This window comes from Bradyrhizobium sp. JYMT SZCCT0428 (genome assembly GCF_018131075.1).
Classification (GTDB): Bacteria; Pseudomonadota; Alphaproteobacteria; order Rhizobiales; family Xanthobacteraceae; genus Bradyrhizobium.
The window spans coordinates 122,834-143,593 of record NZ_JAFCLS010000005.1; the positions used below are offsets into that span (position 1 = coordinate 122,834).

The following is a 20,760-nucleotide window of genomic DNA, read 5'->3' on the forward strand; positions in this document are numbered from 1 at the left end:
GACGGAGTCAACCCAGAACTCGTCTCCGGGGAGATCACGGCATAAGCCGTAAAGCCATTGCGCAGGGAAGGCCGGGTGTTCTCCGCTGCCCTGTATGCTCGTGTGCAGCCTACTTAGTGCAAACCGCACACGGGACCGCGGGTGCAGCGCGCACCCGGTCTTCCCTGCGCCCTCTTGATGGGAGGGCAAGGAAACTTCTGGCAAAGCTCGGGCACTCAGGGCCGCGAGATCGCGGATTCATGTCCTCCACCATTTTTGCGATGACAGTATCCCATGGCGCGAACATACTCTGAAAATTACGACGGCATCCACCTCGGCATCCTGATCAATGCTGCGAAGTTGTTTTCCGCCCAAGGCTACATGCGCGCGTCGATCACGGACCTTGCGGACGCCTGCAAGTTGCTGCGCTTGACGGTGCGCGTGTTCCTGCTGGGCAACCTGCCTTTACAGTTTCGAGCCATTCAAATTGTGAAGCGCGGGCGATCGCTTGATGGCGATCACATCAGGGCGTATCGATTGCCCGGCATTGACGGGGTTGATCGCGCAGAGTGCGCTTCTCTGAGCGCATGGTAGCCGTCGCGGCCGCCCGCCATGGGCGCGAACAAGCAAGAGGATGCGAGCAGTCATGCAATCAAACACGGATAGCGAATCCGCCGGCGCAGAGATGCATCGGTCCATTATGACGGCCTTCTGCGATGTCCTTCGTACCACCCAGCTGCCGCCCATGACCGTCATGAGCCTTGCGGCGTCCGCGCTTGGAGCCGTGTACAGGGAAGTCGCCGATCAGCATCGTTGTGATGACGGTTGTCCCTGTGGCTGGAAGCCGAACCTGCGTGCGGATGTCGAAGCTTTGCAGGCGGCGCTGGCAGCGAAAACACAGGCTGTCCCGTCCAGTGACTTGCGCGTCATGCAAGCCGTCGGACGTGCATGAGTCATGCGCGACCCCGACCGACCTTTGACGCCGTCGTCTACGCTGATCCCGCCGTCTGTCGGAGATTTTGTTATGTTCACGGCCGGTGATCGACGAGGTCGGATCGAAGGCGCGCCCCGAGCTTATTGTGCCTGCGCCTGGCGCCAAAATGGCAAATGACGGCATCGAGGCTTTCGCCGGGCATTCGCAACCTGCGCCCATGCTCGGCCAGCCACACCTCGATCGTTGCGATCGACGCCTTCCCAAGCCCGGGTATTTCCGAAAGCTCCTGCTTTGTGTGCAACGACAGAATTTCCGGCAGGAAAGCAGCGCGATCGACCGTGTGCCGTACCACCAACGGTGCGTACGGCGCATTTTCCGTCAACTGAATGATCCGATCCGGCAAAACCGGTTCAGGTTTGACGGTCGTGCTCTTTGTCTTGGCCATATGAGACAGACTCACCTTTGACATGACGGGCAGGCTGAATTGGATCACTTCTAAGCCTGCTCGCAAAAAAGCGCGGTTGCGTCAAATCTCACGGCGCATCCATGCGTGTGCGGTGCAGGAGAGGTTTGGAACATTTCTAATGGTGACAGGACGTTCGGCTTGTCGCTCCAATGACTGGCTTTTTAAGAACGGCGAGCGAGCCGTCTGGATCGTTTTCGATGGTTCTTTCAAACTGTTCTAAGCTTGGTTCGATGCCAAATTTGATCGATTCAAGATCGGCATCGTCAGATGCGATCCTCTTGATGTGAATGACAACGATCGGGTTCCTGTCCTTGCGACTCGTTCCTGGTGTTATGTGATGTCATGATCAACGCCCGAAACCGGGGCCTATTGAGCTGAACGTGATGAGCATGTTTTTGGCTGAGCGGGAATTGACGGAACTGATTGCGTGGCGGCACGAGCTCCACAGGAAGCCTGAACTGTCAGGGCAGGAAGAGAAAACCGCGCAAGCAGTGCAGGAGCTTCTCCATGCAACTGGTGCCGACGAGGTTGTCACGGGACTTGGCGGGCACGGCCTGCTCGGGATCTACCAAGGAGATGCGCTTGGCCCGACGATCATGCTTCGCGCCGAGCTGGATGGATTGCCGATTCAGGAGATCTCGGCCCTGCCGTATCGGTCGTCGGTCCCGGGAAAAGCGCATCTTTGCGGTCACGACGGCCACATGACGATTTTGGCGGCGGTGGCGCGCTGTTTGGGTCGTCAACGCCCGCAACGCGGACGTGCCATACTCCTGTTCCAACCGGCGGAGGAGGATGGGTCTGGCGCTGCTGCCGTCCTCGCCGACGAGAAGTTTGATCAGATCAAGCCCGATTTTGTATTCTCGTTGCACAATTTGCCGGGACTTCCCCTTGGGCAAGTTTCGATCGCCGAGGGGCTGGTCAACTGCGCCTCTCGCGGTATGCAGATCAAACTGTCCGGGCGAACCTCGCATGCATCGAGCCCCGAACTCGGTGTTTCACCGCAAGCCGCAATCGCCAGACTATTGGGTGATATCGGCGCGCTCGGTCGGGGCGGGGCGCTCGACGAAGAGTTCTCAATGGTGACGGTCACCCATGCGAGGTTGGGAGAACCGGCGTTCGGCATCTCGCCCGGTCAAGCCGAGGTCTGGGCGACACTCAGGACGCTGACCGATTCGAAGATGGATGCCCTTCGCGCGCAGGCCGAAAGCCTGGTCCAGAGCGTGGCGGCAAGCGAAGAACTGAAGGCGGAGATTCTCTATCGCGATGTGTTCAATCATTGCATGAATGACGCGGAGGCCGTCGTCCATCTCCGGAATGCGCTGGATGCAGAAGGCGTGCAATATTCCGGGCAGGGGCTGCCGATGCGGGGGTCGGAGGATTTTGGACGTTTCAACTACCGGTCAAAGGCCGCGATGTTTTTCCTGGGAGCGGGCACGCTGCATCCCGGCTTGCATCAGCCGGATTATGATTTTCCCGACGAGTTGATCGAAATAGGCTCGCGGGTCTTCATCCGGGCATTACGTAATTTGTTGGGATGAGATGGCGCGCAGTTTGGAATTGAGTTTGATAACTGACGTCCCGCACGTGATTCAATTTCGCGCTCAGCTTGCAAATTTAGAACGCTTAAAAAATGTTTGTGCGATTGTTTAGAACGACTCGAAAGTATTCGGTGTTGCTCGATCGCCACTGATGCATGCCGGAACCGGACTCGCCGACAACAGCCAGCGTCTCGCCTTGATGCAGCGTGTAGCGCCTTTAGCGGCAGGGCTTGGACGGACACGAGGATTGAAGGTATGTCATAATGGCTTTCCGTCCCCTGGCCTTGGCCGCGATTGCCGCCATGATGGACTGGAGCGGGAGTTTAACCTCCTCGAGTGGTTAGAAGGCGACGTGTGCACGATGCCTGCACCGGGAGATCAAAGAAAATCGAGCGACAACCAGCGTCAGCAGCCTTGCATTCCGATGTGTCGTCGAGTGTCCCTCGCTGTCGGTCCGGCACACCGAGACATTGCGATCGCGCCGTTCAGGTCCACGCCGAATCCGGCCTGTCGGTCAGTCGGGACCGCTTTCGTGCACGGCCGAACATCGGATGTGATTGCCGCTTGGTACGGTCGGATTGACTTCCGCTCCAGGTTTTTCGGTGGCAACATCAGCATCCAGCCAGGGCGGTCCCATTGAACGGCGGCCGCAGCCGGCAAATTCGCCAGGTTTCACGGCCAGCGGACATGTCCAATGGCAAGCAAGGTAAAGGCGCATCGCCGCGACTGGGCGATGGGCCGAAGAGAGCCGGTCAAGATGAAACCAGGATCTGCGGTGCCGCGTCGTGCTCTTGGTGGGACGCGGCTTCAGGTTTCGGTTCTGGGATTCGGAACCGCGCCGCTGGGTGATCTCTACGTGCAACTGGACGACGGCACGGCCATCGATACGGTGAAACGTGCGTTCGAGCTCGGCATCAATCTCCTCGACACTTCTCCGCTCTATGGCAACGGCCTTGCCGAACATCGTTGCGGCGCCGCAATCAGGCGCGTGCCGCGCCAGGACATCGTCGTTTGCACCAAAGTCGGTCGCTGGACGGACCCGTTGCGCGGCCGAGGCGACCGTTCCGGTTTTGCAGGAGGGTTGCCGCACCAGGCAGTGGTTGATTACTCCTATGACGGCACGATGCGTTCGGTGGAACAGTCGCTGTTGCGGCTAGGGGTCGATCGGCTGGACCTGTTGCTGATCCATGACGTCGACGTTTGGACTCATGGCGTCGACGCGATCGACCAGCGGTTTCGCGAAGCCATGACTGGCGCGTACGTGGCGCTGGACCGGCTTCGCGCAGAGGGCGTTGTTGCGGGCATCGGGATCGGCGTGAACGAGGCCGAGATGTGCGTGCGTTTCGCGCAAGCCGGTTCATTCGATACCATGCTGCTCGCGGGGCGCTATTCTCTGCTGGAGCAGCCGGCGCTGACTGAGTTTCTGCCGCTTGCGCAACAACAGGGAATCGGTGTGTTGCTCGGCGGCGTATTCAATTCAGGTATTCTGGCAACCGGCGCGGTGAGCGGTGCCAAATACAATTATAGGGATGCGCCACCTGAGATCCTGGCAAGGGTGGCTCGGATCGAAAGCATCTGTGATGCGCATGGCGTTGCCTTGCCAACCGCGGCGTTGCATTTTGCCCTGGGCCATCCGGCGGTGGCGAGCGTTGTGCTGGGGGGCCAGAGTCCGCAGGAGGTCGAACGCAACGTAGCCGCGCTGTCCTGTGACGTGCCAACCGCGCTTTGGGCCGATTTGAAGGCCGAGCGCCTGCTGGCTGCGGAAGCGCCCGTTCCGCTCTCGGTAGCCGGCTGATGCGGATCGATGCGCATCATCATCTCTGGACTCTCGCGCGTGGCGATTATGGTTGGTTGACTCCCGCGCTCGCACCGATCCACCGCGACTTTTCCCTTTCGGATCTGGCGCCGCACCTCGCTGCCGCGAACATCAGGGGGACGATCCTGGTGCAGGCTGCACCGACCGAGGCGGAGACCATGTTTCTTCTCGACATCGCGGCGAAGGCGCAGGTGGTGCGGGGTGTGGTCGGCTGGACGGACTTCGACGTAGCCGACGGCGGGGCGCGCATCGATGCACTCGCCGTGCACAAGCTCTTGGTTGGATTGCGGCCGATGGTGCAGGACATGCCCGACGACGATTGGCTGCTCCGCCCGGGTTTGGCGCCGCTATTGGCAGCGATGGCCCGAAACAACCTGGCATTCGACGCGCTGGTGCTGCCGCGCCATTTGCCGCGACTGCTGCGGCTGGTCGATGATCATCCCAATCTGCAGTTCGTGCTTGACCATTGCGCCAAGCCCCGGCTTGCGACCGGCGAGACGGCAGATTGGTACCGCGACGTCGCGCTGCTTGCCGAACGCCCCAACATCGTCGGCAAGCTATCGGGATTGGTGACAGAGGCCGCACCGGATTGGCAGATTACGGATCTGCGGAAAGCGGTGGATCATGTCGTTGCGTGTTTCGGACCCCATCGCCTGCTATGGGGAAGCGACTGGCCGGTGGTCAATCTGGCAGGCGGTTATGAAAAATGGATTGCCGCCGCCGAAACCCTGCTCGCCGGTCTGTCACCGGATGAAAAGGCAGCTATCTTCGGCGGTAACGCAACTCGCATCTATCTCTCAAGCCGGGGACGGAATGTTGAAGCCAATTGCTGACGAGAAAGGACATCGCGTTCAGAATGTGCCTGCGGACGCGGAGGGGCGGCCGGCCGGTCGACGGCCTTCGGCCTCGATTTCGTTGCGGACGGCGAACAGCTTGAGATAGGTCGAATAGGCGGCATCGTTCGCCGCCGCCCATATCGGGTCGGCCTTGTGGATCGTCTGCTCCGGCGACATCGCGTCGAGCGCCGCAAACAGATCCGGGTACAGCCCGGCCGCGACGGAGGCGACCATCGCGGTGCCGAGCAGCACCGGTTCGGGCGAGTGGGAGATGACGAGGTCTGCGCCAAGCGCATCACGATAAAGGCGCACCATCAGTGGATTCCTGGTGTGTCCGCCGGAGAGACAGGCGCGGTCGATCGCATAGCCACGCGTGTTGAGATGCTCAAGGATATGACGGCTTTGCAGCGCGAGCGCGCGAGCCGTCGCGTAGTAATGTTCGAGGAATGAGCGTGGGCTCGTCTCCAGGCCAATGCCGCTGACGAGCGCGCGCACCGTACCGTCGCCATGGGGCGCGCGGTTGCCGAGCCAGTCGGGGACGATATGCCGCCGCGCGCCGAAGGAGGGGCCTTCGAGATCGAGCAGTGCGAGAATATCGCGCGCGGTTTCCGCGTGCCGCGCCGCCGATGCCTTGCCGGGGCTGGCGGGATGCTGGTCCAGCACGGCGTCGAGCGCCGCGCCCGTGATGCTCATACCGGCCTCGTGCATCCAGTAGCCGGGAAACACCGCGTCCTTGAAGGGACCCCAGACCCCGGAGATGTGCCGCTTATCCTCGGCCCAGCACATGTAGCAGCTCGAGGTGCCGCCGATCAGCGCCAGCGTGCGGTTCATCTTGTCGCGAAATCCGTGACCCACGACGCCGAGAGCGCCTGCTTCCGCGTCGATCAATCCGACCGCGACCGGCGCGCCCGGTGCGATGCCGAGCGCCTTCGCCGCATCCGCGGAGACCATTCCGTGAACCTGACCGACCAGGCCTGGCGGCTCGGCGAGCTTGCCGCGCCGCAGCAGATCGGAGAGACCAAGCGTAGCGAGCAGGTCGCGGCGCCACGGATCAGGGTCGGCGGGCAAATAGGGAAACTTGCAGGCAAGTCCGCAGACGGAGTGCCGATCGATGCCGGTCATGCGGCGAGCGACTTCGTCCGAGAGGTCGCGCACGGCGGTGACGCGCGCCCACGCCTCCGGCGTGTGCCGCTTTACCCAGAGAATCTTGGGCAGATACATCTCCGGCGAGACCGTGCCGCCGACATGATCCAGATAATGGTCGCCGGATGCGCCAATCTCCGCTGCCTCGCGTTCGCCGCGATGGTCCATCCAGCAGACCACGTCCGCATCGCCTTGCAGCGGCGGCTCGCCGTTCGCCTCGAAATAGGTGGAGGATGTCGCGTCGACGGCGACGCCCGCGATCGCAGCCGCCGCACCCGGCGCATCGGCAACTGCGGCGCGGATGGCGGCACATACCGCGGCCCAGATTTCGTCCATCCGATAGACAGCGTGGTTTTCCGCGGGCCGCAGCAGTTCGAACGGATGACTGCGCACGGTTACCAGCCGGCCCGACGCGTCGAACAGCCCGGCGCGCGCCGACAACGTACCGACATCGATGGCGAGCAGCAGGCTCATTGCAGCAGCGCCGCTGCCGCAGATTCGTCGGTGACGAGGCAGCGTACATAGCGCGCGTTCAGAATGCCGCGGATCACCGGCGCCTTGGGTAGCCCGCCCGAGGCCAGGATGGAGATCGGATACGCCTTCAGCTCCTGCGGGCTCAGCGCCATGACTCGGGAATTGAGAGGGTGGTCGACCGGGCGGCCGTATTCGTCGAGGTACGTTCCGAGCAGGTCGCCGACCGCGCCCGCCTTGCGCAGTTCGTCCAGCGATTCATTCACGATATGGGTCGCCGCGAGTAGCGAGCGTGGTGTCAGGTCACCGCAGGATACCAGCGCGATCTGGCCTTCGCGAGCCCGGCGCATCACGTCGGCAAGTCCGTAATGCGTCAGGAGTGTGGAACGGCTCTCGACCGACGGGCAATAGATCGGTGCCGCTACGTAATAGCATTCGGCGCCGATCAGGTGCGCAAACTCGGTCGCGACCTCGAACGTGTTGGTGCCGGCGCCACGCGTCATGCCGCCCATCAGGGACGTTACCCAGCTGCGGGCGAATCGTCGCTGCTTGAGCGTGCGCGCGGCGGCTCTCAGCGTGCGGCCCCAGCCGACGCCGAGGCCGATGCCATCCTTCAGCAGGGGGTGAAGCATCGTGCTCGCGGCTTCGCCGATCACCTGTTGCAGCGCATCGGGATCGGGCAGGCTGGGAACCACGGAAACATCGTCGAGCGCGAAGCGCGCCTTCAGCTTCTCTTCCAGCGCAACGCAGTTGGCGAGCGGCAGCTTGATCTCGACGCTGACGAGCCCATCCTGCCGTGCCTGCCCAAGCAGTTTGTTGACCTGAGCCGCGTCAGCCCGAGCCGATCGGCGATCTCCTGCTGTGTCATCGCGCCGACATAGTAATACCAGCAGGCTCGAGCCTGGATTTGCGCTTCGGCCAGGTCCTCGGCGTTGATACGCATTGTCGTCGTTTCGCTGTCGGATGTGTCGCTCACGGCTTCACCTCACGCATACACCGGCTTCATCGTGATGCTCCCATTTGCTAGTGGCGGCCAGGTGTCATTCCGGCGTCGGTTCAACTCCCTTTCAGATCGACGAGGACCTTGACGTAGCCGGGCGCATTCTCGGCAAGTGCCGTGAAGACGCCGGGCGCTTCCTCCAGCGCGACGCGGTGGGTGACGATCGAGCGTACGTCGATCTTCCCCGCTGCGAGGAACTCAATGGCGCGCGGATAGACGTCGCCCATCCGCCGCGCGAACTTGATGTTCAGGCCGCGGCGGCGCGCGTCCGCGGCCGGCAAAGTGTAAGTGTCGCCGTCGGGAATACCGACCAGCACGATCCGCCCGCCGATGCGCGTCGCGGTTACGGCGTCGCGGAAGCCGAACGGCGAATTCGTCGCTTCCAGTACAAGGGGGCAGCCGCCCTTGGACCAATCGGCAATGTTGGCGGCGCTTTCACCGACGCGGTCGGCGCCGATCTTTTCGGCGATTGCGCGGCGATGCGGCAGCGGATCGCAGGCGAGGACCTCCCCGGCGCCGGCAGCCTTCAACACCTGGACGATGAGCAGGCCGATCGGACCACAGCCCAGCACGGCCACGCGTTCGAGCATGCGCGGCTTGGCGAGCCCGACGGCGTGAATGGCGACGCCGAGCGGCTCCAGCATGACGGCGTCCAGCGCGTCGAAGCCATTCGGCAACGCGACGAGCTGCGACCTTGGTGCCCAGATGCGCTCCGTCATCGCGCCGTCGAAGGGAGGAGCTCCAATGAACTCAACGTTTGGGCAGAGGTTGGGATGGCCCTCATGGCACCAGTCGCACCGACCGCATGCCTTGTTCGGATCGACGGCAACGAGCTGGCCGCGCGCGAGACCGAGTTCCTCGACGTCCTGACAGAGATAGCCGCCAAACTCATGCCCGGGGACAAAGGGTTCGTTGATAAGCGCGCTGCCGATGCCGCCGTCCTTGAAATAATGCAGATCGCTGCCGCAGACGCCGACCGAGGCGACATCCATCAGGACTTCGTCCTCGCGCCCCTCGCGCAGATTGAACTGCGCTACCCGCGCTTTGTTGGCGCCGTCGATGAAGAGAGCTCGACTCATCAACCCTGCAGCCCGGCTTGTACCGGGTTCCCTTGTGGGACATTCCTATTGTGCTCTATTACATTCGTATTCCGCTTGATGCAACATATGAGAAATGTAAAAAACATTTGTGCTATGTCTAAAATCCATTCTCTCAACGACTTTGAAAATCTAGTTATCTCAATCTCTTAGGAAGAGGTTTGGTGCGCTTTTCAGCTTGCACGAAGATCGGTGTTTGCGATTGGCAGCGGAAATAAGGTGATGCCCATCATCAAGTGGCCAACCAAGCTTGGTCGCTGATCAATCCGACAAGAGCGCTTGAGGCATGCTTCCTCGACTACCTGATCGGCGAGTCCAATCCCGCGGTGCTGTCGCGCGGCGCAGGCGCGTGGCAGTCCTCATTCCCAAGACCGGAGCGATGCGCCATCCACAACTCATTGTCGCCCGCGGGAAGATTGGGGGGCAACCGCAAGGAGTTCGAAGGACCGGCTTCATGCACCATCAATCGTTGTGAAGCGATGATCGCGAACCAGCGGCATGCAGATCTCGCGAGTCGCGCGCCAGTGGCCACAATGTCCTGAGCTCTAATGTCCCGGGGCCGCCGATGCCGCTCTACATCGCGGGAGCGCGAATGGTGCACTGCCAACCGGTGCTGATCTCGTATCATGGCAGCTCGCTGAACATCGCGGTGCAAGCAAACACCGGCCTGCTGGAGTTTGGCCTCACCGCCTGTCGCCGCGTGCTGTCGAGGCGTCTAACGAACTGGTGGAGCACCTGCGGGCGGGCTGCGCGAAATCGAGGTGCTGCCTCCGGTTGAGCAGGCTCCTGGAGGTGCGTCAGTTGCGGATGCATCCCGGCGATCCGCATGATAGGCTGACTGACATAAAGATAAGCAAACCTTGGGAGGAGAGCGATCATGCATCCGACTGGTGCGCAAACGTCTTCGCCGCAATCGCCGGCGTTGGAGAGCGGGGAACTCAAGGCGGTTTTCTCGAAGGTTAGCTGGCGCCTCATCCCGCTGCTGCTGATCGCTTACATGATCGCCTATCTCGATCGCATCAATATCGGCTATGCGCAGCTGCAAATGAAGCAGACTCTGCCGTTCGACGATGCCGTCTACGGCCTGGGCGCGGGAATATTTTTCATCGGATATTTTTTGTTTGAAGTGCCAAGCAACCTTCTCCTGGAGAGGATCGGTGCGCGCAAGACGCTGTTGCGTATCATGGTGCTCTGGGGTCTGACCGCATCGGCCATGATGTTCGTGTCCACGCCGTTGCAGTTTTACGTGTTGCGATTCCTGCTCGGTGTCTTCGAGGCAGGCTTTTTCCCAGGTGTCATTCTGTATTTCACCTACTGGTATCCATCGGTGCGGCGCGGTCAGGTCATTGCGATCTTTATGTCCGCTACCACGATCATTTCCGTGCTTGCCGGACCGCTTTGCGGCGCTACCTTGAAATATTTCGACGGGGTCGGGGGGCTTTACGGTTGGCAATGGCTGTTCCTGGTGCAGGGATTGCCGGCGGTCATTCTTGGGTTCCTGGTGTATTTCCTTCTGGAGGACAAGCCCGCGAATGCCAGCTGGCTCTCGAAGGACGAGAAGAAGCTGCTCGAAGACAGCCTTGCGCACAAGGTGAAGGGTGTCGAAAGGGAGCCTGCCGGCACGTTCGGCGGCTTGCTGCGGGATCCGAAAGTGTATGCCCTGTCGCTCGTTTATCTGCTCCTGCTGGGTGCTACCTATACGATGGTGTTCTGGCTGCCGACCTTGATTCAGAGTTGGGGAATCAAGGATCTGTTGCTCGTCGGGATCTACGCGGCCATCCCTAACGCAGTCGGTGTCATCGGCATGATCCTGATCGGCCGGCATTCCGACAAGTGGCGCGAGCGGCGCTGGCATTTTGCAGCATGTGTGGTGATTGCTGCGATCGGCCTGTTCGCGACGACGCTGCTGCAGGGCAACCTGGTCGGATCGCTCCTGGCGCTGTCGTTCGCCGTGATCGGGATAGCGTCTGCTACGCCTCTGTTCTTTGCGCTGATCAGCGAATACCTCTCGGTCGGAGCTGCCGCCGGTGGCCTCGCGCTCATCAGCAGCCTCGGCAACCTCGGTCCGGCGATAAGTCCGACGATCAACGGGCTCATCGTGAGGAGCACAGGTGATAACACTTACAGCATGTATTTCGTGATTGCGCTCTACCTTCTGTCCGGGCTGCTCCTGCTCCTGACGATCCGGCCGACTGCAACCGCGGGTGTGCCGGCGCCGGTGGCTGCGCACTGACGGAACCTGACAAGAGCCCTGGTGAGTTGGGCGACTGCGATCCGTCGTGCCGATAAAAGCGAGGGCGATGAGCACGTGAGAGGCTAAGCGCAGGCCCTCTGATCTACGCTGATTTTGCGGGCCTGCGCAGCGAAGGGGTCAAAAGGCGTCCACGCGAAGGCTTGTGGCTCTGCCCACAACGGATGAGCCAGTTCGACGACCGGTTCGCTGTCCTAGGACAGTTGCGCGGACGCTGCCGCGATGCGCCGGCAGGCCTCCATGAGTTCGGCGGCCGACGTTGCGTAGGAGATGCGGAAATATGGCGCGAGGCCAAATGCCGAGCCGGGAACGACCGCGACGCCGACGGTACGCAGCAGATATTCCGCAAAGGCCGTGTCGCTCGTAATGATGCCGCCGTCAGGAGCCTTCTGGCCGATCAGGCCCGCGCAGCTGGCGAACGTGTAGAACGCGCCTTCGGGCACGCGGCAGGTGATGCCCTCGATCCCGTTCAATGCGGAAACGACGAGATCGCGGCGCGCCTGAAACGACCGGCAATGCTCGCGCACGATGTCTTGCGGACCGTTGAGGGCTTCCACGGCCGCGGCCTGGCTGATCGACGATGCGCAGGACGTCGATTGGCTCTGCACGACAGCCATGGCGCGAACCAGCGCGCTTGGCCCGCCGGCGTAGCCGATGCGCCAGCCGGTCATCGCATAGGCCTTGGAAACACCGTTGACGGTCAGAATGCGGTTGCGAAGTCCCGGTTCGATCGCGGCCGGTGTGACAAAGCGGAAGTCGTCGTAGACGATGTGCTCGTAGATGTCGTCAACGATCAGCCAGACATGCCGGTGTCGCGACAGCACGTCGAGCAGCGGCCGATAGTCAGCCTCGCGATAGGCGGCTCCGGTGGGATTCGACGGCGAATTCAGCATCACCCAGCGGGTGCGCGGCGTGATCGCGGCTTCGAGATCGCCGGCGGTGAGCCGGAAGCCGTTGGCTTCCGAACACGGCACCAGAACCGGCTTGCCGCCTGCGATGAGGACGATGTCGGCGTAGCTCACCCAGAACGGCGTCGGGATGATGACCTCGTCGCCCGGATCGAGGCTGGCCATCATCGCATTGTAGAGGATCTGCTTCGCACCGCTTGAAACCGTGATCTCGTCCTGAGCGAATTCAAGGCCGTTGTCGCGCTGGAACTTGGCTCGGATAGCGGATTTGAGTTCTGGCGTTCCGTCGAGCGCGGTGTATTTGGTCGCGCCGTCGTGCATGGCGCGCGCTGCCGCGTCCTTGATGTGAGCGGGCGTGTCGAAGTCGGGCTCTCCGGTGCCTAGGATGATGACATCCTTGCCCTCGCGCTTCAGATCGGTGGCGAGGCCGGTAATCTTCAGGATCTCCGATACCCCGATCGACGAAAGCCGGGAGGCCGGGCGGAAATGCGATGATGTCGGAAGCGGCGCGTTCATGGCAACTTCCATTCAATCCACGTCGAACTTGACGCCCTGGGCGAGCGGCAGCGTGCGGCCATAGTTGATCGTGTTGGTGGCGCGGCGCATGTAGGCCTTCCAGGCATCCGACCCGGACTCACGTCCGCCGCCGGTTTCTTTCTCGCCGCCGAATGCGCCGCCGATCTCGGCGCCTGAGGGGCCGATGTTAACGTTGGCGATCCCGCAATCGGAGCCGCGCGCCGACAAGAAGGCTTCGGCCTCGCGCAGATCGTTGGTGAAGATCGAAGACGATAACCCTTGCGGAACTGCATTGTGCAATTCGATCACGGCATTGAAGTCGCTGTATTTGATGACATAGAGGATCGGCGCAAAAGTCTCGCGCTCGACCGTTCCTGTCTGTCCACCGATCTCGACCAGCGCCGGCCGGACATAGAAAGCCGCGTCGGCGCCTGCAACGGTGACGCGGTCGCCGCCGACAATGGCCGCACCGGCGGCCTTGGCTTCGCCGAGGGCGCGCTGCATCGATTCAAAAGCGAGGCCGTCGATCAGTGGGCCGACCAGATTGCCGGTGAGGGGATTGCCGACGGAAACGGACTGATAGACCTTCTTCAGGCGCGGCACGAAGCTGTCATAGACGCTCTCGTGAACGAACAGGCGGCGCAGTGTGGTGCAGCGCTGGCCGGCCGTGCCCATGGCCGCAAAGGCGACGCCGCGCAGCGTGAGGTCGAGGTCCGCCGTCGGCGTGACCACCGCCGCATTGTTGCCGCCGAGCTCCAGAATGGCGCGGGCGAAACGCTGCGCGAGCTTCGGCGCGACGGCGCGTCCCATCGCGGTCGAACCGGTCGCCGAGACCAGGGGAACCCTGGTGTTGTTGACGAGGGCCTCACCGATCTCGCGCCCTCCGACCAGCACGGCAGACAACCCGTCGGGCACTGCGCCGCCATCGGCCTTGAACCGCTTCAGGGCGCGGGCGAACAGCGCGTCGGTCGCCAGGGCGGTGAGGGGCGTCTTTTCCGACGGCTTCCAGACGATGCTGTTGCCGCAGACCAATGCCAGCGCCGCATTCCATGACCAGACCGCGACCGGGAAATTGAACGCTGAGATGATGCCGGTGACACCGAGCGGATGCCAGGTCTCCGCCATCCGGTGCTCGTGGCGCTCGGTCGCGATCGTCAAGCCGTAGAGCTGCCGGGAAAGCCCCACGGCGTAGTCGCAAATGTCGATCATCTCCTGCACTTCGCCGAGACCTTCGGACTCGATCTTGCCCGCCTCGATGGAAACCAGCCGGCCGAGCGCGCGCTTGCTGGCGCGCAGCTCTTCGCCGAGCAGCCGCACCAGTTCACCGCGCTTGGGCGCCGGGACAAGGCGCCATTGCAGGAAAGCCGCGTGAGCTTTTTCGATCGCCGAGGTCGCGCCGGCGGCGTCGATCTCCCTGACATGTGCCACGGTTTCGCCGGTGATCGGGGCCTTCGCGATCAGCGTGCCACCGGTATAGCTGACAGGTTCGACACCGAGTTCAATCAGAAGCGCGTCGACGTCGGCCTTGAGCGAGAGGTCTTTGGTTGTGGCGGATTGTTTGTCTGACATAGGGGGCTCTTTCCGAGGGCTCGTTGATTTCAGAGAAGGCGGCTGTCAGCGATTGGTTTGAGACGTCACCATCATTCTCCGTCAGGGGCCGGAAGGCGATGTCCCGCCTCATAGCTCATAGAGAGGTCAACGGTCCGGCATTTTCAAACGATAGAAGTTCAATAAGTCATTCCGGCGTCGAATGACCAGGGGCCAAATCCCAAAACGGCCGACAGTTGAGGATGAGTCGCAGACCCGACCTCATCGGAGCGCGACGCTTCAGCGGTCTGGCGCCGTTTCCAGAAGAAGCCATTCCCGGAAGGCAACAAGTGGCGGATGGTAGGCTCGGTCGGTCGGCCAAACCAGATAATAGGCCTCGGCGCTTTTCATCGGCAGATCGAGCGCGCGCACCAGCTTGCCGGTGCTCAGCTCCTCCTCGATGAGAAATTCGGGAAGCAGCGCGACGCCGAGCCCGGATATCGCCGCCTGGGAAGCGGTGGCGAACTGGTCCAGCAGCATGCCATGGACGGCATGGGCATCCACGCCGTGCAGCGTCAGCCATTGTTCCCAGGCGTCGGGGCGCGTCGTCAGGTGCAGAAGAGGGGCCTTCCGCAGGTCGCTGGCTTGCTTGAAACCATAACGTTCTCGCAGCTCGGCGCTGCAGGCGGGGATCACGGTCTCCGACCGCAGCAACGCCAGTTCACCTCCTTGCCATTCCGGACGCCCGAAATGGATCGCCGCGTCGACAGGCTCCAGCCTGAAGTCGAAATTCGAGAGCCGGGTGACGAGATTGATGGTGATGCCGGGGTTGCCCGCCAGGAATTTGGGAAGCCGCGGCGCCAGCCATCGGGTGCCGAAGGTCGGCAGGATCGCCAGCGTCAGCGTGCCGCCGAACGGATTGGCACGCAGATTGAGCGAGGCCGTGCTGATCTTGCGTAGCGCGTCGCGTATCTCGCGGGCGTAGGCGTCGCCGCCCACGGTCAGGCGGATGGTCTGCCGCTCGCGATGAAACAGCTCGACCTCGAGTTGCTCTTCCAGCGCCTTGACCTGGCGGCTTACCGCGCCTTGCGTCAGCGACAGCTCTTTTGCCGCGGCCGTGATGCTTCCGGTCCGCGCCGCCGCTTCAAAGGCGGACAGCAGAGGCAGCGATGGCAAAAAGCGGCGGGGGCCCTGCACGTCATTCTCCAACCGAATGAGGTCTTGATCAAACATGACTTGGCCCGGCGCTGCTGGCAACGATAGATTACGCCCGGCCTCGCAGTCACGCATTCGGCATCTCTTCCAACGGTCAGCATCCTACTTGCCGAATTGGAATGAACCGGTCAACGCGCCTCGAAAAGCCAGACCTTGCGGGCGGCAACAGACGAGGACGTCGCAGACGATGCTAGATAACGCGAGATCCCACGGTCTCTGGGAATTGACCGCACCGGCGGCGCCTGAAACGGCTGAGTTACGCGGATCGATCAAGGTCGATACCGCCATCGTCGGTGGTGGATATACCGGTCTCTCGGCCGCTCTCCATCTCGCCGAGGGCGGCGCCGACGTCGCATTGCTGGAGGCGGTGGAGATCGGCTTTGGCGGGGCCGGCCGGAACGTCGGTCTGGTCAATGCCGGCATGTGGGTGATGCCGGACGTGCTTCCCGACATGCTCGGCGGCGATTACGGCGAGCGTCTTCTCGGATTGCTGGGCGACGCCCCGAAGCTTGTGTTTGATCTCATCGACCGTCATCGCATCGATTGCGAAGTCGAGCGTGCCGGCACGTTGCATTGCGCCGTCGGCCTCAAAGGGCTGAAGGAGCTGGAGCAGCGCGCAGCGCAGTGGAGCCGCCGCGGCGCGCCGGTGGAGTTGCTGAACGCCGCTGACACCGAAGCGAAAATTGGCTCCCCGACTTACGCCGGATCGCTGTGGGATCGGCGTGCGGGCACGATCCAGCCCCTGGCCTATGCGCGGGGTCTTGCTCGTATCGCTTTGAATGCCGGCGCGAAGATATTCACCCGCAGCGCGGTTATCTCCGCCGAGCGAATTGGCGGCAAATGGAAGCTGCAAACCGCTGCTGGCAGCGTCGTCGCCGATCGTGTCATCGTGGCGACCGATGCCTACGCGACGGGCCCTTGGTCCGAAGTTACGATGGAGCAGGTCCACCTGCCTTATTTCAACTTTGCCACCCAGCCGCTGTCCGACAACATCCGTGCGTCCATTCTTCCCGAACGGCAGGGGGCCTGGGACACCAATGAAGTGCTGAGTTCGTTTCGTTTCGACCGTGCCGGCCGCCTCGTGTTCGGAAGCTGCGGAGCGCTGCGTGGGACCGGTGCGGCGGTTCACCGATCCTGGGCAAAGCGGGCGCTCAAGAAGCTTTTCCCGCAAATCGGCGACGTTAGGTTCGAATCTGAATGGTACGGCCTGATCGGAATGACCGACGATAACCTGCCGCGATTCCACAAGCTCGCTGAAAACGTGATCGGCTTCAGCGGCTACAACGGGCGCGGTATTGCGCCCGGCACGAGCTTCGGACGCCTGTTGGCGCTCCACGCGCTTGGACAACTCGACGAGAAAGATCTGCCGTTACCGGCGTCGTTGCCAACCAAGCCCAATTTCCGGAACGCCAAATCGGCATTTTACGAGGTCGGGGCACAGCTCCTTCATCTGGTCCAGGCGCGGCGGTAAGTCCGGGTCATCCAATTCTGAAGTTGTGGCAGAAAGATCAGATAGGAAATTAGTTGACGATAGGAAACTTTTGATCAAAGCTGGGCGCGCGGCCTGGTTCTAATCCCGACTCTCCAATCCGGGATCCAAGCCTGAGCAGGGTAAAGGCATGACGGATGGCGCCGTATACGCTCTGGAAACCCGCGGCCTCAGCCGCGAGTTCGGCGGCTTCTTCGCTGTCAATAGCGTCAACTTCCGCCTTGCCCGCAACAGCATGCACGCCGTCATCGGTCCCAACGGGGCCGGCAAGACCACTCTGTTCAACCTTCTGACAAAATACCTTCCGCCTTCGGCCGGTACGATCCTTCACGACGGCCACGACGTCACCCGCCTCAGCATGCCGGCGATGGCCAAGCGCAGCGTGGTGCGCTCCTTCCAGATCTCGGCAGTGTTCGCAGGGCTGACCGTGCGCGAGAACATCGAACTCGCTTTGCTGCCTGAGCATGGTCTCGCCTGGAATCTGCTCGGCCGGATTTCGCGCCATCGCGGCGTGCTGGACCGCGCCGATGCGTTGCTCGGGCGCTTCGGCCTGTCGGAATATGCCGAGACGATGGCGGGCAGTCTTTCCTATGGCCGCAAGCGCGTGCTCGAACTGGCGACGACGCTTGCGCTCGAACCCAAGGTGTTACTGCTCGACGAGCCGATGGCGGGGCTCGGCCACGAAGATATCGGGCGCGTGACACAATTGATCCGCGAGGCCGGCCGGGACCGCACGGTGCTGCTGGTCGAGCACAACATGAATGTGGTCGCCGAACTCGCCGACACCATCACCGTGATGGTGCGCGGCGAAGTGCTGGCGGAAGGAAGCTATGCGGAGGTGTCCTCGCGCGCCGACGTGATGGCCGCCTATACGGGGCAGGCGCATGCCTGAGACCCTCACGGTCGGCAACCTCGAGGCCTGGTACGGCGAGTCCAAGGTCCTGCACGGAATGGATTTCAGTGTCAGGGCGGGCGAGGTGGTGACGCTGCTCGGCCGCAACGGCGCCGGCAAGACCACGACGCTGAAGGCGATCATGGGCCTACTTGACAAGCGTTCGGGTTCGATCGCGCTCAACGGCCGTGAGATCATCGGCGCCGCGCCCTATGACATCGCGCGCAAGGGCATCGCTTTCTGTCCGGAGGAGCGCGGCATCTTTGCGAGCCTGAGCGTGCGCGAAAACCTGCTGCTGCCGCCGAAGGTCGCTGCCGGCGGCATGACGGTCGCGCAGATCCTTGAGCTGTTCCCGAACCTGAAGGAGCGGCTCGACAGCCAGGGCACGAAGCTGTCCGGCGGCGAGCAGCAGATGCTTGCCCTCGGCCGCATTCTGCATACCGGCGCGCGCATCCTGCTGCTCGACGAGCCGACCGAGGGCCTGGCTCCCGTTATCATCCGCCAGATCGGCCGTACCATCACCGAACTGAAGACGCTCGGATTCACCATCCTCCTGGTCGAGCAGAATGTCGGCTTCGCCGCCGGTCTCGCCGACCGACACTACATCGTCGAACTCGGCCGCATCGTCGAGGAAATCCCGGGTGCAGCGTTCGAAGGCAGGCTCGGTTCGCTCAAAAGCTATCTCGGACTCTGACCAAAAGGGCATCATGACCACGATCCTTGGCGTCCCCTCCGCGGTCCTCTATGGCCAGCTCCTGCTCGGGCTGATCAACGGCGCCTTCTACGCCATGCTGAGCCTCGGCCTCGCGGTGATCTTCGGCATGATGAACATCGTGAACTTCGCCCACGGGGCGCAGTACATGATGGGCGCGATGGGCGCATGGTTTCTGCTCAATTATCTCGGCATCGGCTATTGGTGGGCGCTGATCCTGGCGCCGCTCGCCGTCGGCGCGATCGGCATCGTGATCGAGATGCTGCTGCTGCGACGCCTTTACAAGCTCGACCATCTCTACGGCATGCTGCTCACCTTCGGTCTTGCACTGATGGTGCAGGGAATGTTCAGCGACTGGTTCGGCTCTTCGGGCCAGCCCTATTCGATTCCGCAGGCGCTGATGGGTGGCAACCATCTCGGTTTCATGTTCCTGCCGAACTACCGGGCCTGGGTGATCGCCGCTTCGGTCGTGATCTGCCTCGGCACCTGGTACGTTGTCGAACGGACCAAGCTTGGCGCCTATCTGCGCGCCGCGACCGAAAACCCGATGCTGGTTCAGGCTTTCGGTATCCGCGTCCCGCGCATGATCACGCTGACCTACGGCGCCGGCGTTGCGCTTGCCGCACTGGCGGGCGTTCTGGCCGCGCCGATCTACCAAGTCAGCCCGCTGATGGGCGCGGATCTGTTGATCGTCGTCTTTGCCGTGGTGGTGATCGGTGGCATGGGCTCGATCATGGGCTCGATCCTGACCGGCTTCCTCGTCGGCATCATCGAGGGCCTGACCAAGGCCTTCTATCCCGAAGCCTCGACGACGGTCGTCTTCGTGGTGATGGCGGTGGTGCTGCTGATCCGCCCGGCGGGGCTGTTCGGATCGAAGCCCGAGGCCGCGCAGGGGCAGCCGCAATCCAGCCTGTCGGTGCCGGCGCCGTCAGCGCGTACGCAGAACCTGATCTTCCTGACGGTCGCCGCCTGCCTCGCGGCGGCGCCGATCGTCGTTTATCCCGGCTTCATGATGAAGGCGATGATCTTCGCCCTGTTCGCCTGCGCCTTCAATCTGGTCGCCGGCTATGGGCGGCTGGTCTCGTTCGGCCACGCCATGTTCCTGGGCTCCGCCGGCTATGTCTGCGGCCATGTTGCGAAGACCTGGGGACTGCCCCCTGAACTCGCCATTCTGGCCGGAACGGCAACCGCGGCCATGCTTGGCTTTGTCTCGGGCTGGCTCGCCATCCGCCGCAGCGGCATCTACTTCGCCATGGTAACGCTGGCTTTCGCGCAGATGGTCTATTTCGTCGCGCTGCAGGCGCCTTTCACCGGCGGCGAGGACGGGCTGCAGGCGATTCCGCGCGGCATGCTGTTCGGCCTGATCGACCTTTCGCGGCCGGCGAACCTCTACACGTTCGTGCTGGCGATATTCCTCGGCGGTTTCTTTCTGATCATGCGCCTGGTCGGCTCGCCGTTCGGGCGCGTGCTGAAGGCGATCAGCGATCACGACGCCCGCGCGCAGTCGCTCGGCTTTGATACCAGCCGCTACAAGCTCGTTGCCTTCACGCTCTCGGCGGCGCTGGCCGGGCTTGCGGGTTCGACCAAGGCGATCGTCAGCCAGATCGCCAGCCTGACCGACGTGCACTGGTCGATGTCGGGTGAAGTATTGCTGATGACGTTTCTCGGCGGCGTCGGCACGCTCTACGGCCCGCTCGTCGGCGCCTTCATCGTCGTCGCCATGCAGAACTATCTGGCGGCATTCGGACAATGGGTCACCGTCATTCACGGCCTGATCTTCGTTGTCTGCGTGCTGGCCTTCCGGCGCGGCATCGTCGGCGAACTGATCGAGTTCTGGCATCGCCGGCGCCGGGCACCAGCGGCGACACAGACCGTGCTTCGCAAAGTGGCGGTCGCGACAAAGGAATGAGACGTCTCGAAAAGAAACTCCGTCATCGGGGGAAGTGGAACAGGCCCGAACCAAACCCCGC

At 62.5% G+C, this 20,760-nt stretch carries 18 protein-coding genes and 1 pseudogene; 12 read left to right on the forward strand and 7 right to left on the reverse strand.

Annotated features, from left to right (window positions below; translation table 11 throughout):
* The first annotated feature begins 273 nt into the window (after positions 1-273).
* Both JQ575_RS44430 and JQ575_RS06915 read left to right on the forward strand, forming a co-directional pair.
* Positions 274-573, forward strand: coding sequence for a hypothetical protein (locus tag JQ575_RS44430; protein WP_249166479.1), 300 nt, complete (start codon positions 274-276; stop codon positions 571-573).
* 52 nt (positions 574-625) lie between these two features.
* A complete protein-coding gene (locus JQ575_RS06915) occupies positions 626-931 on the forward strand; it encodes a hypothetical protein (RefSeq protein WP_212032483.1) in 306 nt (101 codons plus the stop codon).
* Between the two features lie 76 nt (positions 932-1,007).
* Here the strand turns inward: JQ575_RS06915 and JQ575_RS06920 are convergent, their stop codons facing one another.
* Positions 1,008-1,406 (reverse strand): hypothetical protein, encoded by a 399-nt coding sequence (locus JQ575_RS06920; RefSeq protein WP_212032484.1) that lies wholly within the window; start codon positions 1,404-1,406, stop codon positions 1,008-1,010.
* A gap of 362 nt (positions 1,407-1,768) precedes the next feature.
* On the opposite strand from JQ575_RS06920, the gene JQ575_RS06925 reads away from it, so the two are divergent.
* The 3 genes from JQ575_RS06925 to JQ575_RS06935 all read left to right on the forward strand — a co-directional run bounded on the left by JQ575_RS06925 (position 1,769) and on the right by JQ575_RS06935 (position 5,566).
* Positions 1,769-2,917 (forward strand): amidohydrolase, encoded by a 1,149-nt coding sequence (locus tag JQ575_RS06925; protein ID WP_212032610.1) that lies wholly within the window; start codon positions 1,769-1,771, stop codon positions 2,915-2,917.
* A gap of 757 nt (positions 2,918-3,674) precedes the next feature.
* Positions 3,675-4,712 (forward strand): aldo/keto reductase, encoded by a 1,038-nt coding sequence (locus tag JQ575_RS06930; RefSeq protein WP_212032611.1) that lies wholly within the window; start codon positions 3,675-3,677, stop codon positions 4,710-4,712.
* A complete protein-coding gene (locus JQ575_RS06935; protein ID WP_249166480.1) occupies positions 4,712-5,566 on the forward strand; it encodes an amidohydrolase in 855 nt (284 codons plus the stop codon). The genes JQ575_RS06930 and JQ575_RS06935 overlap by 1 nt, the downstream gene beginning before the upstream one ends.
* An 18-nt stretch (positions 5,567-5,584) precedes the next feature.
* On the opposite strand, the gene JQ575_RS06940 is transcribed toward JQ575_RS06935, so the two are convergent.
* From JQ575_RS06940 to JQ575_RS06950, 3 genes are all read right to left on the reverse strand, one after another.
* Positions 5,585-7,186: an FGGY-family carbohydrate kinase gene (locus JQ575_RS06940; protein WP_212032485.1), complete on the reverse strand. Its 1,602-nt coding sequence runs from the start codon at positions 7,184-7,186 to the stop codon at positions 5,585-5,587.
* Positions 7,183-8,148 (reverse strand): sugar-binding domain-containing protein, encoded by a 966-nt coding sequence (locus JQ575_RS06945; protein WP_312015899.1) that lies wholly within the window; start codon positions 8,146-8,148, stop codon positions 7,183-7,185. Before JQ575_RS06945 ends, JQ575_RS06940 begins: the two co-directional genes overlap by 4 nt.
* A 91-nt stretch (positions 8,149-8,239) precedes the next feature.
* Positions 8,240-9,262: a zinc-binding dehydrogenase gene (locus tag JQ575_RS06950; protein WP_212032486.1), complete on the reverse strand. Its 1,023-nt coding sequence runs from the start codon at positions 9,260-9,262 to the stop codon at positions 8,240-8,242.
* A gap of 583 nt (positions 9,263-9,845) precedes the next feature.
* On the opposite strand from JQ575_RS06950, the gene JQ575_RS06955 reads away from it, so the two are divergent.
* Together JQ575_RS06955 and JQ575_RS06960 are read left to right on the forward strand one after the other, a co-directional pair.
* Positions 9,846-10,058, forward strand: coding sequence for a WS/DGAT domain-containing protein (locus tag JQ575_RS06955; protein WP_249166481.1), 213 nt, complete (start codon positions 9,846-9,848; stop codon positions 10,056-10,058).
* A 99-nt stretch (positions 10,059-10,157) separates the two neighbouring features.
* Positions 10,158-11,513 (forward strand): MFS transporter, encoded by a 1,356-nt coding sequence (locus JQ575_RS06960; protein ID WP_212032487.1) that lies wholly within the window; start codon positions 10,158-10,160, stop codon positions 11,511-11,513.
* A gap of 212 nt (positions 11,514-11,725) precedes the next feature.
* Here JQ575_RS06960 and JQ575_RS06965 read toward each other — a convergent pair whose 3' ends face one another.
* From JQ575_RS06965 to JQ575_RS06975, 3 genes are all read right to left on the reverse strand, one after another.
* Complete coding sequence (locus JQ575_RS06965) at positions 11,726-12,955, reverse strand: pyridoxal phosphate-dependent aminotransferase (RefSeq protein ID WP_249166483.1); 1,230 nt, start codon at positions 12,953-12,955, stop codon at positions 11,726-11,728.
* A gap of 12 nt (positions 12,956-12,967) precedes the next feature.
* Positions 12,968-14,524 (reverse strand): aldehyde dehydrogenase family protein, encoded by a 1,557-nt coding sequence (locus JQ575_RS06970; protein ID WP_212032489.1) that lies wholly within the window; start codon positions 14,522-14,524, stop codon positions 12,968-12,970.
* A gap of 258 nt (positions 14,525-14,782) precedes the next feature.
* The gene (locus tag JQ575_RS06975) at positions 14,783-15,715 is read right to left on the reverse strand and encodes a LysR family transcriptional regulator (RefSeq protein ID WP_212032490.1); all 933 of its coding nucleotides are present in this window, start codon (positions 15,713-15,715) and stop codon (positions 14,783-14,785) included.
* A 169-nt stretch (positions 15,716-15,884) separates the two neighbouring features.
* Here JQ575_RS06975 and JQ575_RS06980 point away from each other — a divergent pair, with 169 nt between their 5' ends.
* The 5 genes and pseudogenes from JQ575_RS06980 (at position 15,885) to JQ575_RS46030 (ending at position 20,699) form a co-directional block, all read left to right on the forward strand.
* Positions 15,885-17,168, forward strand: coding sequence for an FAD-binding oxidoreductase (locus tag JQ575_RS06980; RefSeq protein WP_212032491.1), 1,284 nt, complete (start codon positions 15,885-15,887; stop codon positions 17,166-17,168).
* A gap of 148 nt (positions 17,169-17,316) precedes the next feature.
* Entirely contained in the window at positions 17,317-18,078 is a 762-nt protein-coding gene (locus tag JQ575_RS06985) for an ABC transporter ATP-binding protein (protein ID WP_212032492.1), read from the forward strand.
* Complete coding sequence (locus tag JQ575_RS06990) at positions 18,071-18,772, forward strand: ABC transporter ATP-binding protein (protein WP_212032493.1); 702 nt, start codon at positions 18,071-18,073, stop codon at positions 18,770-18,772. Before JQ575_RS06985 ends, JQ575_RS06990 begins: the two co-directional genes overlap by 8 nt.
* A 13-nt stretch (positions 18,773-18,785) precedes the next feature.
* Positions 18,786-19,661, forward strand: a pseudogene (locus JQ575_RS46025) (branched-chain amino acid ABC transporter permease); the annotation flags it as partial.
* Between the two features lie 141 nt (positions 19,662-19,802).
* Positions 19,803-20,699 carry a branched-chain amino acid ABC transporter permease gene (locus tag JQ575_RS46030; protein ID WP_312015900.1) on the forward strand — a complete coding sequence of 299 codons (897 nt, stop codon included), beginning with the start codon at positions 19,803-19,805 and terminating at the stop codon, positions 20,697-20,699.
* Positions 20,700-20,760: the final 61 nt, after the last annotated feature.

Coding starts and splice junctions, on each gene's coding strand:
- JQ575_RS06955 (WP_249166481.1), top strand. CDS start 9,846: ATGCCGCTCTACATCGCGGGAGCGCGAATGGTGCACTGCCAACCGGTG.
- JQ575_RS06925 (WP_212032610.1), top strand. CDS start 1,769: ATGTTTTTGGCTGAGCGGGAATTGACGGAACTGATTGCGTGGCGGCAC.
- JQ575_RS06975 (WP_212032490.1), bottom strand. CDS start 15,715: ATGTTTGATCAAGACCTCATTCGGTTGGAGAATGACGTGCAGGGCCCC.
- JQ575_RS46030 (WP_312015900.1), top strand. CDS start 19,803: ATGAAGGCGATGATCTTCGCCCTGTTCGCCTGCGCCTTCAATCTGGTC.
- JQ575_RS06940 (WP_212032485.1), bottom strand. CDS start 7,186: ATGAGCCTGCTGCTCGCCATCGATGTCGGTACGTTGTCGGCGCGCGCC.
- JQ575_RS06970 (WP_212032489.1), bottom strand. CDS start 14,524: ATGTCAGACAAACAATCCGCCACAACCAAAGACCTCTCGCTCAAGGCC.
- JQ575_RS06950 (WP_212032486.1), bottom strand. CDS start 9,262: ATGAGTCGAGCTCTCTTCATCGACGGCGCCAACAAAGCGCGGGTAGCG.
- JQ575_RS44430 (WP_249166479.1), top strand. CDS start 274: ATGGCGCGAACATACTCTGAAAATTACGACGGCATCCACCTCGGCATC.
- JQ575_RS06935 (WP_249166480.1), top strand. CDS start 4,712: ATGCGGATCGATGCGCATCATCATCTCTGGACTCTCGCGCGTGGCGAT.
- JQ575_RS06930 (WP_212032611.1), top strand. CDS start 3,675: ATGAAACCAGGATCTGCGGTGCCGCGTCGTGCTCTTGGTGGGACGCGG.
- JQ575_RS06985 (WP_212032492.1), top strand. CDS start 17,317: ATGACGGATGGCGCCGTATACGCTCTGGAAACCCGCGGCCTCAGCCGC.
- JQ575_RS06980 (WP_212032491.1), top strand. CDS start 15,885: ATGCTAGATAACGCGAGATCCCACGGTCTCTGGGAATTGACCGCACCG.
- JQ575_RS06960 (WP_212032487.1), top strand. CDS start 10,158: ATGCATCCGACTGGTGCGCAAACGTCTTCGCCGCAATCGCCGGCGTTG.
- JQ575_RS06915 (WP_212032483.1), top strand. CDS start 626: ATGCAATCAAACACGGATAGCGAATCCGCCGGCGCAGAGATGCATCGG.
- JQ575_RS06990 (WP_212032493.1), top strand. CDS start 18,071: ATGCCTGAGACCCTCACGGTCGGCAACCTCGAGGCCTGGTACGGCGAG.
- JQ575_RS06965 (WP_249166483.1), bottom strand. CDS start 12,955: ATGAACGCGCCGCTTCCGACATCATCGCATTTCCGCCCGGCCTCCCGG.